We start from the raw sequence: 14787 nt of genomic DNA, 5'->3' as shown, positions 1-14787 counted from the left end.
CACGCATCCTTCGTCCAGCCGGCGGATATTACTTTTTCAGCGGGTGAGTCGCCGCCCCGGCCAGGTCATCCGGCCGGGAGACGGACCCTGGTGCGACAGCCGCGGATTCCTGGCTGGGCCGGGGACGGCGTGGCAACTGGCCAAGCACCGCGATGGCGCATGCGATGGCGACGAGAACCGCGGACAGCCCCTGGTAACCGGCGATTCCCACAATCAGGCCGGCGACGACCGGGAAGACCAGGATCGCCACCTCGAACAGCAGCCCGGCCATCGGCAGCATGCGCACCCGGTCCGCCGCGTCGGCAAGATTGACCGCGCGGGCCTGGAACGCCGGCAGGCCGAGGCCGTAGGTGCAGCCGAGCAACGCCGACGCCACCACGTAGAGCGCCGCGTTCGATCCGACGAACGCGAAGGCAACGGCGGCCACGGTCATACCCACCGTCGTGGCCGCCACCACCCGGTCCGAGGCGCTGTCGGCCAGGAAACGCGACAGGCCGAGCCGCACCGTGATGACCGCCACCGTGTACGTCACATAGAAAAGATCGAAGTCGAGGCCGTGGCTGTCCGCGAACGTCGTCTGGAAGCTGTTCATGGTGGTGAAGACGCAGGCGCACAGCAGGACCATCGCCAACGGCACCGCGCTGGGCGACCGCAGCGGGCTCCGCCGCCGGGGCGCCGGGGACGGGTGGGGCCAGCGGGCAGCCGGAGACGGTGTCGTGTCAGGCCGGACGTCGGCCGCGCCGGCGGGCTCGCGGTCGTCGGCGGCGTCGGCGACGGGACCGGGGGTGGCCGTGGCCCGGCCCGCCTCATCCCGCTCTGCCGCCACCCGGCGTAGCTGCACGCCCAACGGCACCACGAGCAGCGCGGCGCCTGCGGCGAGCAGCGCCCCGGCAAGGAAGACCTGCTGGTAGGAGAAGTCGGCCCGGCGCAGGGCGTTGCCAAGAACAGGGCCGATACCGAAGCCGACCTGGATGGTCCCGGTCGCGTAGCCGATCAGCGTCGCGCGGTTGTTGTCCACCGCCAGGTCGGAGGCGATCATCGGCGCGGCCGTGTACGCGACCGCCCAGGCCGTTCCCAGGACGATGGACGCGGCCACAAGCTGGACGTTGAGGGAGTGCATGGCCGACACCAGCAGGGCGGCGCCCGCGTACAACCCGCAGGATCCCGCGAGGAGACGATGGGCCGGCACGTCCCGCGGGAAACGCAGCAGGAGCAGCAGCACCCCGGCGGTCGGCGCGGCCGCGGCGGCGCACAGCATCCCGTAGGTCGCCTCACTGCCACCGACCGTCTTGACGAACGGCCCGACCAGCAGCAGCACACCTTACGAGCTGGAGATCAGCAGTGTGCAGCCCAGCAGGAGCAGAAGCACTTTCGTCTCGCCGCGCGGCCGCCGCCCCACAGCCGTCGCACCGGAGGTGACGTACCCGTTCCCGATGGCTCCTCCTACCCCTGTGCCGGCCCGGCGCCCCGTACAGCTCGTCCACATCAATCGCACATCTACGGATGAACAGTAGCAGATTGAACGTATCTGCGTATTAAGACTGCGAAAAACACCGTAGATACGGATATCGATCAGACGTCTCCGCCGGACCAGTCGCCCGTCACCCGCGAGGCAGGGAGGGCTGCCGGCACCCAGATCAAGAAGAAGATCAGAAATGGCCCGAGGCGAGTGCAGGAGAAGGATGACGACGGGAGGACGGCGGGGCGGGCTCCTCGACGCTCCAGCGCGGTCCGCGTCGGAGCGTCCGGGCCGACGCGGACCGGGAGTCGATCAGGGCCCGTCCGCCCTCGCGGCAGCCGGAGCGGGAGTGCCGTCTGATCAGGGATTCGGCCAGGGATCCCGGACCGGGCCAGAGCAGCCGATGATCATGATGTCAGCGCTCCCCCGCCGCCGCACCATGCGCAGTCGGTGACCTCGGCGCCGTCGAAGTGGCCGTCCCGGTCGCGTTCGAGCCGTGGGACCTCCTTACGGCCGGTGCCCCGGCAGTGGGGGCAGGTCCGCACCCCCCGGTTCTCCCGCTCGGCCTCTTCCCGCCTGGCCGTGTCGCGTTTGTCCCGTGCCATGTCACCTCCGTATCCACCGACTCCGCCGATGTGGCGGAATCAGCGACAGAGATGCTACGGACGGGACATGCCCGAGAACTCCGTACGGGCACCGACACACCGTTGTCCGTGACGTGGTCTTCGGTACCGGGCTCCCACATCGCGGGCGGCCCGACACCGATTCGCCACACGATGTCGACTCATCACGCCGGCCCGTCACGTCGACTTGTCGCGCCAACTCGTCACATCAGTTCATCACGCGGATTCATCATGTCGGCTCGTCCGTGCGCCGCCCGGTCCGGGCCACGGTGGCCCGCAAGGAGTCTGCCATGAGGATTCCAGGCTGTCGCCGCCCGTCATATGTCCTTTTTCGCCGAGACATCCGTCCGTTCTTCGCCAGGCGTTCGACACGGTGGGTATGGTGCATCCTGGCGAGTGGCCCGTCGATTCGCATACATATCGTGTTTCCAACCGGTAAAAGCAGGATGACCCAGTCGCTCCCGACGATGGGTGGCGGACGGCCGGTAACGACTCCCGCCCGGCCCGGAAAACCCGTGACAGCGGCACCACCGGGCCCACACCGACGGGCACCGGAACTCCGCGGGCACCTCCGACACCGGCAGCGGCTACCGGATCAGCCCCGCGAGCTGCGGCTTCAGCCAGCAGACAACCGTCCGCATCATAATGGTTACACGTTTTCCGTCTCCCGGAAACGGGCCGGTCCAATATTTCACAGGCCCGCCGCGAGCGGCTCCCGAAGGCCGGGTACTCCGGCCCGGGACTCTCCGGCCACAATGCCCGGGCACGCTTTTCGCCGGCCCCGCCCGGCGACCGGCAGCGGCCGGCAGCCGGTGGCTGCCGTCGATAGAATCTGCTGAGCAGCCACCGCGAACGCGCCACAACTAATGCACGGCGCCACAACGAATGTGAGGTGTGACGTGGCGAGCGAGAAGCGCCGACTTCCCATGAACGTCGAGGGACCTTTCTTCGTCGATTCCGAGTGCACCGACTGCGAGAACTGTCGGGGAGTCGCACCGGACTTCTTCAGGCACGACGAGGAGCGCGAGGTCCACTACATCTGCCGGCAGCCGGCGAACGAGGACGAGGAGGAGATGCTGCTGCAGGCTCTCGAGTTCTGCCCGGCCGAGGCGATCGGGCGCGTGGCGGCCTGACGGGCCGGGACAGCACGCTCACAACCCCCTCGTACCAGGGGTTCCCGCCGGGTCACCCCACCGGCTCGGCGGGTCCGGCGGGCCGGGTCCTGCCCGGCCCGCCGGACGGGGCGCCGACGGAACAACCGACGAACGAAGCGCCGATGAGCCGCCGGCCAACAAGCCGTGACAGGCCGACGGCGGGAATCCAGACGGATTCACTCGATCTCGTTGAGTGACATTCCGGGCACAATTTCCGCCGTCCGCTACTAAAAGAGATCACCGTCTACCGGCAGGTAGTCACTCGACAAGCGGCTGACATATAGTCGACACAATGGCCGATTACAGCGCTCTGTAACGCTGCGATCATCGAAAATGCGGTTAGCGTGGACACCCTCGCCTGTTGAGGAGGGAAGTTGTCAAAGACCGCGCAGGATTTACCTTCACTCCACGCTTCTCCTGAGCGCCCGGAAGCCCACCGTTGGCTACCAGCCCGGCCACTCGGTCCGATGTCAGAGATGGCACGGCTACGGAAAACACATCCGATGATGGAGGCGATTGTCGACGAGGTGGACGGTCGCCAGATGCGGGTCGGCGACCACTGGCTGACCGACTTCGCGTCCTGCAACTACCTCGGCTTCGACCTCGAGCCAGAGATCATCGCAGCAGTGCCGGAGTACCTGGCCAGGTGGGKCACGCATCCAAGCTGGTCACGGATGATCGCGACCCCACGGCTGTTCATCGAGATCGAGCAGGAGCTCACCGACCTGCTCGGCGCCGAGGACAGCCTGGCGCTTCCCACGATCACGCACATCCATCTGTCGGTCATCCCGGCCCTCGTCGGGCAGGGAACGATCTTCCTCGATCGCAACGCGCACCGCTCCATCCACGACGGCTGCCTCATGGCCCGGGCCTGGGGCGCGACCGTGCAGCGCTTCGACGACAACAACCCCGCCGAGCTCGAGGAGATGCTGCGGGCCTGCCGCAGCCACCCTCGGCTGGTGTGCGTCGACGGGCTGAACAGCATGACCGGCAACATCCCGCCGGTGGCGGAACTGGYCCGGGTGACCCGCGCGAACGACGCGCTCCTCTACATCGACGACGCGCACGGTTTCGGCGTCATCGGCGAGYGCCGGCCCGATGAGCTGAGCCCCTACGGCAGCCGTGGCAACAGCCTCATCCGCCATGTCGGCGAGAGCTACGACGGGATCATCCTGGTCGCGGGCTTCTCCAAGGCCTACTCGTCCCTGCTGGCCTTCCTCGCCTGCCCGACCGAGGTGAAGAACCACCTCAAGGCGGCCACCGCCCCACACACCTTCTCCGGGCCGTCCCCCGTGGCCTCGCTCGCGACCGTGCAGGCCGGGTTCGCGTTCAACGCCCGGCGGGGCGACACGATCCGAGCGGACCTCCACCGCAAGACGGCCCGGATCCTCGACGGGCTGGGGCAGCTCGGGCTGACCTCGCCAAACCGCTCGGGCAGCCCGATCATCGAGATACCGATCGGTGCCCCGGAACGCATCGACGCCATCGGCGACCACCTGTTCGACCGGGGGATCTACACCACCCTGGCGCCGTACCCGATGGTGCCGCGCGAGAAGGTGGGGTTCCGCATCCAGGTCACCGCGGCCAACACCGACGAGGAGATCAGCCACCTGCTCGAGGTGCTCGCCGAGGTCGCCGACATGCTGTCGGACTCCACGCCCGCCCGGGACGAGTAGCACCCGTACCCGCGTAACGCCATGACAGCCGCCCACCAGCCGGCTCGGGGGAAACGGCGGGGCGCAGGAAGCCGTACAAGGGAGCCCGACAGGGATCGGTGGGCAGCCGGTCAGGTCGTGCCGTGCCCGGCGCCCGGATGGCCGGGCACGGCCCCGGGTTCCCAGCCGGCGGACAGCCGGCCCAGTGGCAGGGCCCGCTGCCGGCGCTGCCATGCCTGGCCTGCCCGGATGCCCGCGGCACCTGTCGGGCCTACTCGGCCTGCTCGGCCTTTTGTACCTGCTGGGCCTTTTGCGCGTGCCGAGCCTTTCGCGCCTGTCGGGCCAGCTCGGCCAGGCGGGTGACCGGTAGGCGGCCGCGATCAAGCCGCACCTCTGCGTCCCGTACCTGCCGCAACACCGTGAGAAAGCGCACACGCGGGATCTCGACCGCTCCCATGGACTTCGCGTGCGCGGTGACGAACTGCACATCGACGAGCCGRCCACCGACCGGCGCGAACCGCGCGTCGAAATCGACGAGCGCGACCTTGGACGCGTCGGTGCGCACGTGGAACATGGACTCGGCCATGAAGACGGCGCCGACGAGCACGCCGAACATCCCGCCGATGAGCTCGTCGTCCTGCCACACCTCGATGCTGTGCGCCCAGCCGAGCCGGTGCAGTTCCTGGTAGGCGCCGGCGAGCTCGGTGGTGATCCAGGTACGTCGGGTGCCCTGGCCGCAGTTGTGCACGACGTCGGCGAACGCCTGGTCGAGGGTGGTCGTCCAGTCGCACGCGCGCATCCGCTTGAACAGCGACTCGGGCACGCGCACCCCACCGATGGGCAGCACACCGCGTGGATCCGGGCTCCACCAGGCGATGTCGGCCCGTCCTCGGGCGTCCCGCGACAGCTCCTGGGCGTCGCGCGACAGAACGGGTGGTCGGGTGCCGGTCGCTGCCGGGTCACGGGGGCCCGGGGCGTTCGCCGCCGTGGTCGGGCCGCCGGCCGGCTCGTCGAGCGGCCAGGGAAAGACCCCCCGCCGGTAGGCCCCGACCAGGGTCGCCGGGGAGAGATCACCGCCAAAGGCGAACGGCGTGTCACCGGGATCAGCCGGATCGACCTCCGCCACGGCGTCCCACAACGACCAGCCAGGATGCCGGGGCGTGCCGCCCGGATCTGTGCTGCCCGAACTCATGCTGGTCAGATCCACGGGCGGCCGGCGCGGGCAGGTTCGGCCCGGTCGGCCATCAGGTCAGCCGCTGTCACTCGCTCTAATCGGGACGGCGGGCAGCCGCCCTCCCCGGAGGAGGAGGAAGAGGAATACGCGCAGCGGTTGCGATGCCACAGCAGCGGGGTCAGCTTGTCGGCGGGCTGGGGGGCGCCCAGGTAGAAGCCCTGGGCGAAGTCGCAGCCGTAGTCGGCCAGCCGCCCCATGGCTGTCTCGGTCTCGACCCCCTCGGCCACGATCCGCAGGGCCAGGGAGTGCGCAAGCCCCACCGTGGACTGCACGATGGCCGCTGAGAGCGGGTCGGAGTCGAGGTGGATGACGAACGACTTGTCCAGCTTGAGCACGTCCACCGGCAGTTCCCGCAGGTAGGCCAGGGACGAGTAGCCGGTGCCGTAGTCGTCGACGGCAATGCGGACGCCCATCTCCCGCAGGCTGCCGAGCACGGCCGCGGTCCGGATCCGGTCGAGCATCAGAGCGGTCTCGGTGATCTCCAGTTCGAGCGCCCTCGGTGGCACCCCCTTCGTCGTGAGGAGCTCCCCGACCTCGGCCGGGAATCCCTTGTCGAGCAGGTTGGGCGCGGAGAGGTTGACCGCGACGCCGATCTGGAGGCCGGCGTCCCACCACTGGCGGCACTGGTCGAGGGCCAGCCCGAGCACCTCGAGGGTCAGCGTGCGCATCAGCCCGGTGTGTTCGGCCATGGGCAGGAACTCGTTGGGCTGGAGCAGCCCCCTGGTGGGATGCTCCCAGCGCACCAGGGCCTCCACCGCGTGGCAGTTGCCCGTGCGCAGGTCGACCTTCATCTGGTAGTGCAGGCGCAACTGGTCCTGACCGAGCCCGGCCCGCAGGGTCTCGATGACGTCGAGGCGGTCGAGGATGTGCAGGTCGGCGCCGGGCCGGTAGTGCTCGATCCGGCTGCGGGCGGCCTTTGCCGCGTACATCGCGATGTCCGCCCGCTGCAACAGGACGTTCCCGGCCACCGCGTGATCGGGGTAGACCGCGACTCCGATGCTGGCGTCGACGTGGAAGCTCACCCCGTCGACGTCGAACGGGCCGTCGAGAGCGGCCAGCACCCGCTCGGCGACGGTTCGTGCCGCGGTGGCGTCGGCGTCCTGCAGGAGCACGGCGAACTCGTCGCCGCCGAGCCGGGCCAGCAGGTCTGTCGGGCGCAGCGCCGTCTCGATCCGGCGACCGACGAGTTTGAGCAGGTCGTCGCCGACCTGGTGGCCGAGAGAGTCGTTGATCTCCTTGAAGCGGTCCAGGTCGAGCACGAGCAGCGCGAAGCGCGCGGCGCCGCCGCCGCGTGTCTCCTCCTCGTTGAGACGCTCAAAGAAGCCACGGCGGTTGGCGAACCCTGTCAGCTCGTCCGTGCGTGCCTGCATCTTGCTGTCCGCGAGCTGACGGACCTCGGTGAACGTGATGCCGGCACGGACGATGGCGGTCAGGACCGTCCCGGCGGCGAGCACGACGGTCAGCGGCGGCAGCCTGACGAAGGCCCCGAGCACCAGCAGCGTGAGCGCGCTGACGGCGAAGAAGACTGGGACGAACAGCACCTCCCAGCCGGCGACCCGTTCGGACATCTCCCGCGGGGTCCGTTGCCACGCGGCGCAGGCCGGCAGGACGAGCGCGAGCACCCAGAGCGCCTCGACCGGGCCACCCGGGACATAGGTGCCGCTCGCCATTGCGCCGGTGACGATCGTGTCGGCGACCGCGAAGCCGGCAAGGGAGACCCCCAACAGCCACCAGGCCTTCTCGGGGCGCCAGCCCCGCAGCCCGAACGCGCTGGCCACGAGCACGAGCAACATCAGATCGGCGAGCGGATAGGCGATGTTCAGGCCGAGGACCGACAGCCCTACCGGGTTGTCCACCCCGATGACAGCGGCGGCAGCCCGCTTGCCAACGCGGCCACGCCGAGGCCGCCCACCAGCGCGTCCAGCCACACGCTGGGGTGAAATCGGGTGACCCGCCCACGCAGCAGGAGGATCACGGAGATACAGGTGGYCACATAGAACACGAGCCAACCGATGTCCGCCGGTGACGGCGTGCCGACATGCTCCATGATCTCGGTGAAGTAGATGCTGCCGGCGCCGTAGAACAGCAGACCGGTGCCGAGCACGGCCCAGGCGAGCCGCTCACCGCGGACCAGAATGGCACGCAACATACAAAAGCCACCGGCGGCGACGCTGAAGCTGTTGCCCAGCCATCTGTCGACCTGGTTGACGACGGACGACACATCACGTAGGCCGGTGAGCGTCGTGACGGCGAAAAATACGGCCGCCACCAGCAGCACGACCCGCCCCGCACCGATCAACCGCAGCCGACGAGCGGTGTGAACTGACATCGTCAAGCGGTCATCTCCCCATTATCGCGTCAGCGGGATACATTCTGACACCACGACACCTATTCATCCTGAACCACCCACCCGGTAACCCGGAGCCCGGGGCCGCGGCTCGGGGATGTCAGGGCCGCTGGCGGTACCGGCGAGGATCATTCCCGGGTTGCCGTCACCCCGCTGGGATGCGGCCGAACGGACCTGCCAGACCCACGATCCTGGTGGGCCAGGGGCGGCGTGACCATGTTCCCGCCACGCCCGGAACACCTGGATCACCAAAGGTGGGTTGCTTCCGCGCGGAACGCTCCCACACCGCWAGTTCAACACCGTCTCGCCGCGACGGCACGCCGAACCCTCCCGGCACCCAGCCAAAGACGTCAAGAGGACGACGAAAAGTCAGGCAGGTAAACGCACATCGTATAAGCGACTACAACGGGCCGCAATCGACGTGAACCCGTCACGCTCCGTGCTGTCGAAGCGTGGCGGGTTCAAAGCGTGCACACCGGAACACGTATATGTATCGCCCCGGCATCTGCACCTGCATCTGCATCTGTTTTTGCACCGTATACCGATCTCCGGCATTACCGAAAGAAGGCTCGATTCTCCGGTTGACTGCCGATAATCGATCAACTACGGATTTCGCATTTGGTCACCCCGATCGACGGGCGACCCGGTGCGGCATGAGGGCGTTCGGGGGAATGACACCGAGACGGCCCTCCTGGTAGTCGGCCACCGCCTGGCGCAGTTCCTCCTTGGTGTTCATCACGAACGGGCCGTACATCTCGACGTGCTCCCGGATCGGGCGCCCACCGAGCAGCAGCACCTCCAACCGGCCATCCGTCCCGGACTGCTGGTCGTCGGCCGCGAGCGTCAGGTAGTCGCCGGGCCCGAACACGGCGAGTTGCCCGGTGCGGACCGGCCGACCCTCGCCACCGACCCGCCCCGAGCCGGCAAGGATGTAGGCCAGCGCGCTGAAACCCGGCTCCCAGGGGACTGTCACCCGCACGCCCGGGAACAGGGTCGCGTGCATCATCGTGATCGGGGTGTGGGTGGCGCCCGGCCCACGGTGACCGGCCGCGTCACCGGCAAGACCGCCAGCGATGATCCGCAACAGCGCGCCCCCGTCCGGCGACGCGAGCAGTGCGACCTGGTCGCCTTCGATGCTCTGGTAGCGCGGCGGGCTGAACTTGTCCCGCGCCGGCAGGTTGACCCACAGCTGGATGCCGTGGAAGAGCCCGCCGCTGACGACAAGCTGCTCGGGCGGGGTCTCGATGTGCAGGATGCCGGCACCCGCGGTCATCCACTGGGTCGCCMCATCCGTGATGACCCCGCCTCCACCGTTGGAGTCCTGGTGCTGGAACGTCCCATCGATCATGTATGTCACGGTCTCGAAGCCGCGATGCGGATGCCACGGCGTGCCCTTGGGCTCACCGGGCGCGTAGTCGACCTCACCCATCTGGTCCATGTGGACGAAGGGGTCAAGATCGGCAAGGCTGACCCCGGCGAACGCACGGCGGACGGGAAAGCCCTCGCCCTCACGGCCCGACGGCGCGGTCGTGACCGACCGGACGGGCCGCTCCACCTGGCCGGGCAGAGGTACGGCCAGACGCGGCAGGGTGGTTGTGTCGGCGGTAACGGCAGGCATGCTGTCCCTCCCAGAGTTTCGTTGCTAATGCAACTACTGGAAGAGGATAACTCCGAATCGCCCGGATCGCTTCCCGAGAACCGCGGCCTGCCACGCCGCCGATCATCACCGTAAGTGACCGTTCACCGTCATCTATAACAGACAGTAACTTTTCGTAGCCGTCTTTCCCGGATTGGATGACCATACGACCGATCGACCGGCCATCTACATGTCCGCGGTAACCAGCTGGTTGCGCAACCGGCCAGGCAGGCCAACCGGCTGGTCATGCACCCGGCTGGTCATGCACCCGGCCGGTCACGTGACCAGCTGGGCAGGCGCTCAGGTCAGAGCGCCGTGGCGATCGTCTCCGCCACCTGCTCCCGCCGTCTGGCGAGCTCGGCATCCTGCGCTCGCGTCCGGTCGAGGCCGTCGGCGATGTCGGCGTCCCGGCGCATCAGCTCGGCAAGATCGAGACCGGCCAGCTCGAGGACGCCCATCCGCTCGTAGGCGGTGCGGACCCTCTCCCCCCACAGGCCGATGTCCTTCACGCACGGCACTATCCGGCTGAACAGCAGCTTGCGGAAAGCCCGCATGTACTCGGAGGTCTCCACCGCGGYGAGGCAGGCGTCCACGTCGAAGCCGAGGTTCTCCCAGACCTCGGCGCCGCGCAGCCGGTCACGCATCAGCCAGCAGCTCTCGACGACGAACTCCTCGCGTTCGTCGAGCTCCCGACGGGACAGCTGCGCGTAGTAGTCACGCAGCGCCAGCCGTCCGAAGGCGACGTGCCGGGCCTCGTCCTGCATGATGTAGGAAAGGATCTGTTTGGGCAGCGCCGCCGTGGCGACGTCCCGCAGAACGCCGAAGGCGGCCAGCGCGAGGCCTTCGATGAGCACCTGCATACCCAGGTACGGCATGTCCCACCGGCTGTCGCTCAGCGTCGTCTCCAGCAGCGAGCGCAGCTCGGGGTTGATCGGATACAGGAGGCCGATCTTCTCCCGCAGGAAGCGGGAGTAGATCTCCGCGTGCCGCGTCTCGTCGATCGTCTGGGTCGCGGCGTAGAACTTCGCGTCCATGTCCGGGACGGACTCGACGATCCGGGCGCTACAGATCATCGCGCCCTGCTCGCCGTGCAGGAACTGGCTGAACTGCCAGGCCATCAGGTGCTGGCGCAGTTCGCCGCGCTCCCGCCGGCCGAGCTTGTCCCACAGCGGAAGCCCGTAGATCGGGACCGTCCGGTCGGACAGCCCCAGCGGGTGGTGCGGATCCACCTCCTGCGACCAGTCGATTCTGGTCGCGGCATCCCACTGCTTGTCCTTGCCCTGCTGGTAGAGGGCCAGCAGCCGGGCCCGGCCGTCGGCGTAGTCCCAGGAGAACCGGGCGTTGCCGGCCATGGGGACGCTCCAGGTGCGATCGCCGGCCGACGCGTCGTAACGGTCATGTGCGCTGATGGGCCGAACCTCCAGTCACCAGGCCCGGACCGGCCGGCCGGCAGCGCGATCCCGGTCATTCGTACCGCTGGAGGCCGCTCGCGCGGGCCGGGCAGGCAGCCCCGGTGGGACGCCACGACAGACCGGCCACCCACTGCCGGGCCGGTCGTACCCGCCCACATCGTCCATGCCCACATCGTCACGGTACCTGGTGGGTCACACCACCTGCTGGACAGCCACCGTGCCGTTGGACGGACGCCGCGCCGCTGGACAGCTGTCGCGTCGATGTCATATCAACAGACGCACAACATATTGACATTGAGTGACGACGTGGCCGGACGCCGCCCCACCCACCCCCTGCGGGGGCTCATCCCCTGGGGGGGTGATGGTGCCCGACACGCCGCCGGTAAAGTTAATGGTTTGTGACAACTGGCCCCGAAAGCCGACTGGACCGCTACCGTCGGGGCCGTGGACCGCATCTGCAGTCGACCGGATTTCCTGCGACAAGAGCGCCTGCGAGCGGCGGGGCGCCTCCGGAGCCGTCAACGTCCCCGTGACAGCCATCGCCACCGTCGGGTGGCGGTCCGGCCGCCGGGGCGTCCGGCCCGGCGCCGCTGAAACCGGACGGACCGCCCCTTCGCGGACCGGTATGGCAGCTCGGAGCGCTCACCAGCTCGGCGGCCCGCCGTACACGATGTCGCGGAAGCCGTACGCGATGTCGCGGGAAGGGCGCAGATGCCGATGTCCGAGCCTGGAAACGGGCCACCGGTGAGTGACAAGTCACATTCCCGTCATGTTCGGGAGATGATCGCCGAAGCCGCGCGAGCGCTCGGCGGCGAGTTCCCCGGCCAGGACGCGGTGACGATCACTGGCCCACCGCGGACCCTGCCGTCACGGCTACCGGTCAGCGCGCTCGCCCAGGCGAGCGTGGCCGTCGTCGGGCTCGCGGCCGGCGAACTCAGCGCCGCGCGCGCGGGAGCGGGCCCACAGCGCGGGGAACCGCTGACGATCGACAGTGGTGCGGTGGCCGCGGCCTTCACCAGCGAACGGCACCTGCGCCTCGACGGGCAGCCACAGATCGGCATGGATCCGCTGTCGGCCTTCCTGCCGGCGGTGGACGGCTGGGTGCGGCTGCACGGCAACTACCCGCACCATCGCGCCCGACTGCGGGCGGCGCTYGGGATCGCCGACACCGTGACCGACCCGACGGCCGCCGTCAGGGCGGCCGTGGCCACCCTGCCCGCGACCGAGGTCGAGGACAGGGTGGTGGCACACGGCGGCGTGGCCGCGGCCGTGCGGGACACCGCTGGGTGGCGACGGCACCCACAGGGCCGCGCCCTCGCCGAGCTGCCCCTGGCAGGTGTGCGCCGGCTGGACGACGAGCACGCGCCCGGTGCGGGACACCCGGCCCACGAGCGCGGCCCGGTCGACGAGCACGGCCTGCCCGCCGCGGGGATCCGTGTCCTCGATCTGACCAGGGTCATCGCCGGCCCGATCGGCACCAGGATCCTCGCCTTTCTCGGCGCCGACGTTCTGCGGGTCGACAGCCCGCGGCTGCCCGAGATCCCGGCCCAGCACCTCGACACCGGCCCGGGCAAGCGATCGGCCTTTCTCGACCTCGAACGCCCGGCCGACCGGCAGGCGTTCGAGGAGCTGCTGGCATCCGCGGACGTCGTCGTGAGCGGGTACCGCCCCGGAGCGCTGGACCGGTTCGGGCTGTCACCGCGGGCGCTGCACGAACGGCGCCCCGGGATCCGTCCCGGGATCGTGGTGGCGACACTGAGCGCATGGGGACCGACCGGGCCGTGGGCCGGGCGGCGCGGGTTCGACAGCATCGTCCAGGCCGCCACGGGCATAGCCACGACAGAGGCCGGCGACGAGCCGGACGGCGGCCGGCCAGGGGTGCTGCCCGCCCAGGCACTCGACCACGCCACCGGCTACCTGACGGCGGCGGCTGTCCTGCGCGCCCTCACGCTGCGCCACCGGGAATCCGGTTCCTGGCACGTCCAGCTGTCACTCGCCCAGACCRCCACCTGGCTGCTCGCCCGGCGCGCGAGAACCGACGGGAAGGCCGACGGAACCGTCGGAACCGTCGCCGGTGCTGCCACGGCTGGCGGCGTGGCCGGCGGCACGGCTGCGGCGGGTGCCTCCGCGGATGCCTCCGCGATCGGCGTGATCCCGTGGCTGGACACGGTCGGCAGTCACGCCGGACGGCTGACCTACGTACTTCCGCCTCTGCGGGTGGACGGCGGCCCGCGCACCTGGTCCCATCCGCCGCTCCCGCTCGGTGCCTCACCCCCGGCCTGGCTGTGATCACACTGCCTGCGATCACGGTGTGGCGGCGGCCTGTGACCGGCGAGGAGCGGGCCCGCGCGTGACGTTCCGGCCCGAAGACCCTATGGTCAACCAGATATGGATCGCCTCGTCTGGATCGACTGTGAGATGACCGGGCTCGACGCCGCCTCCGATCTCCTGCTGGAGGTCGCATGCCTGGTCACCGACAGCGAACTGAATATCCTTGGCGACGGTGTGGACGTGGTCRTGTCCGCGCCGGAGACCGCACTGGCCGGGATGGATGCCGTAGTCCAGCAGATGCACGCCACCTCGGGGCTGACCGAAGCTGTACGGGCATCGACGCTGACCGTGGCCGACGCCGAACGACAGGTGCTCGACTACATCCGCGATCAGATCCCGGACGCGGGCAGGGCCCCACTGTGCGGCAACTCGATCGCTACCGATCGCAACTTCCTCGCCCGGTACATGCCGGCGCTCGACAGCTACCTGCACTACCGAATGGTCGACGTGTCGACCGTGAAGGAACTCGCCCGACGCTGGTACCCGCGGGCCTACTATGCGGCACCGGCCAAGCGTGGTGGGCACCGCGCCCTGGCCGACATCCAGGAGAGCATCGACGAGCTGCGCTACTACCGAAAGGCGATCTTCGTACCGCAGCCGGGACCCACCAGCGAGTTCGCTCGGGCAGCGGCGCAGGAGATCACCCGGGCAGCGGGCCGGGAGACCGGCACGGACAACGCGGGCGACGACGCGGGCAGCCCACCATCCGCGCCGGCGGGCGTCCCCCGGACGGGCACCACCTCGGCAGAGACCGCCCCCACCAGCCGCACCCCGGCGGATGCCGCGCAGACCCCACCGGCGGCCGTCTGAACGACCAGAGCGGCCGTCCGGGCGCGGCCACCGTCCGGGCGCGCTCGCCATCCGCCGAACACAGCCACCATCCGAAAGTAGTAACCGTCTGATCACGCTCTCGACCCACCCGTGGCACCGCAAGGC

The 14787-nt window shown here is 69.3% G+C and carries 11 protein-coding genes; 4 read left to right on the top strand and 7 right to left on the bottom strand.

Annotated features, from left to right (window positions below):
• Nucleotides 1–28 precede the first annotated feature (28 nt).
• Together BL254_RS19850 and BL254_RS19845 are read right to left on the bottom strand one after the other, a co-directional pair.
• On the bottom strand, nt 29–1318 hold the full coding sequence (locus BL254_RS19850; protein WP_047223215.1) for an MFS transporter: 1290 nt from the start codon (nt 1316–1318) through the stop codon (nt 29–31).
• A 548-nt stretch (nt 1319–1866) separates the two neighbouring features.
• The gene (locus BL254_RS19845) at nt 1867–2064 is read right to left on the bottom strand and encodes a hypothetical protein (RefSeq protein WP_013872887.1); all 198 of its coding nucleotides are present in this window, start codon (nt 2062–2064) and stop codon (nt 1867–1869) included.
• Nucleotides 2065–2981: 917 nt separating this feature from the next.
• Between BL254_RS19845 and BL254_RS19840 the strand changes: the two genes are divergently transcribed.
• On the top strand, nt 2982–3215 hold the full coding sequence (locus tag BL254_RS19840) for a ferredoxin (protein WP_083731228.1): 234 nt from the start codon (nt 2982–2984) through the stop codon (nt 3213–3215).
• 524 nt (nt 3216–3739) lie between these two features.
• Nucleotides 3740–4912: an aminotransferase class I/II-fold pyridoxal phosphate-dependent enzyme gene (locus BL254_RS19835; RefSeq protein WP_371391002.1), complete on the top strand. Its 1173-nt coding sequence runs from the start codon at nt 3740–3742 to the stop codon at nt 4910–4912.
• 250 nt (nt 4913–5162) lie between these two features.
• On the opposite strand, the gene aat is transcribed toward BL254_RS19835, so the two are convergent.
• The 5 genes from aat to BL254_RS19810 form a co-directional block, all read right to left on the bottom strand.
• On the bottom strand, nt 5163–6083 hold the full coding sequence (aat, locus tag BL254_RS19830) for a leucyl/phenylalanyl-tRNA--protein transferase (RefSeq protein ID WP_047223293.1): 921 nt from the start codon (nt 6081–6083) through the stop codon (nt 5163–5165).
• 5 nt (nt 6084–6088) lie between these two features.
• Entirely contained in the window at nt 6089–7981 is a 1893-nt protein-coding gene (locus BL254_RS19825) for a bifunctional diguanylate cyclase/phosphodiesterase (protein ID WP_076844522.1), read from the bottom strand.
• Entirely contained in the window at nt 7966–8454 is a 489-nt protein-coding gene (locus BL254_RS28665) for a hypothetical protein (RefSeq protein WP_254858314.1), read from the bottom strand. Before BL254_RS28665 ends, BL254_RS19825 begins: the two co-directional genes overlap by 16 nt.
• 640 nt (nt 8455–9094) lie before the next feature.
• Nucleotides 9095–10090, bottom strand: coding sequence for a pirin family protein (locus tag BL254_RS19815; RefSeq protein ID WP_076844518.1), 996 nt, complete (start codon nt 10088–10090; stop codon nt 9095–9097).
• Between the two features lie 323 nt (nt 10091–10413).
• On the bottom strand, nt 10414–11517 hold the full coding sequence (locus BL254_RS19810) for a ferritin-like domain-containing protein (protein ID WP_371391012.1): 1104 nt from the start codon (nt 11515–11517) through the stop codon (nt 10414–10416).
• Nucleotides 11518–12300: 783 nt separating this feature from the next.
• On the opposite strand from BL254_RS19810, the gene BL254_RS19805 reads away from it, so the two are divergent.
• Complete coding sequence (locus BL254_RS19805; protein ID WP_139342412.1) at nt 12301–13809, top strand: CoA transferase; 1509 nt, start codon at nt 12301–12303, stop codon at nt 13807–13809.
• Nucleotides 13810–13908: 99 nt separating this feature from the next.
• Nucleotides 13909–14661: an oligoribonuclease gene (gene orn, locus BL254_RS19800; protein ID WP_076844513.1), complete on the top strand. Its 753-nt coding sequence runs from the start codon at nt 13909–13911 to the stop codon at nt 14659–14661.
• The last annotated feature ends 126 nt before the right edge of the window (nt 14662–14787 follow it).

Source organism: Protofrankia sp. BMG5.30, from assembly GCF_001983005.1.
Taxonomy (GTDB): Bacteria; Actinomycetota; Actinomycetes; order Frankiales; family Frankiaceae; genus Protofrankia; species Protofrankia coriariae.
Note: the sequence above shows the minus strand (reverse complement) of the source record. Positions and strands in the feature narration are given on the sequence as shown.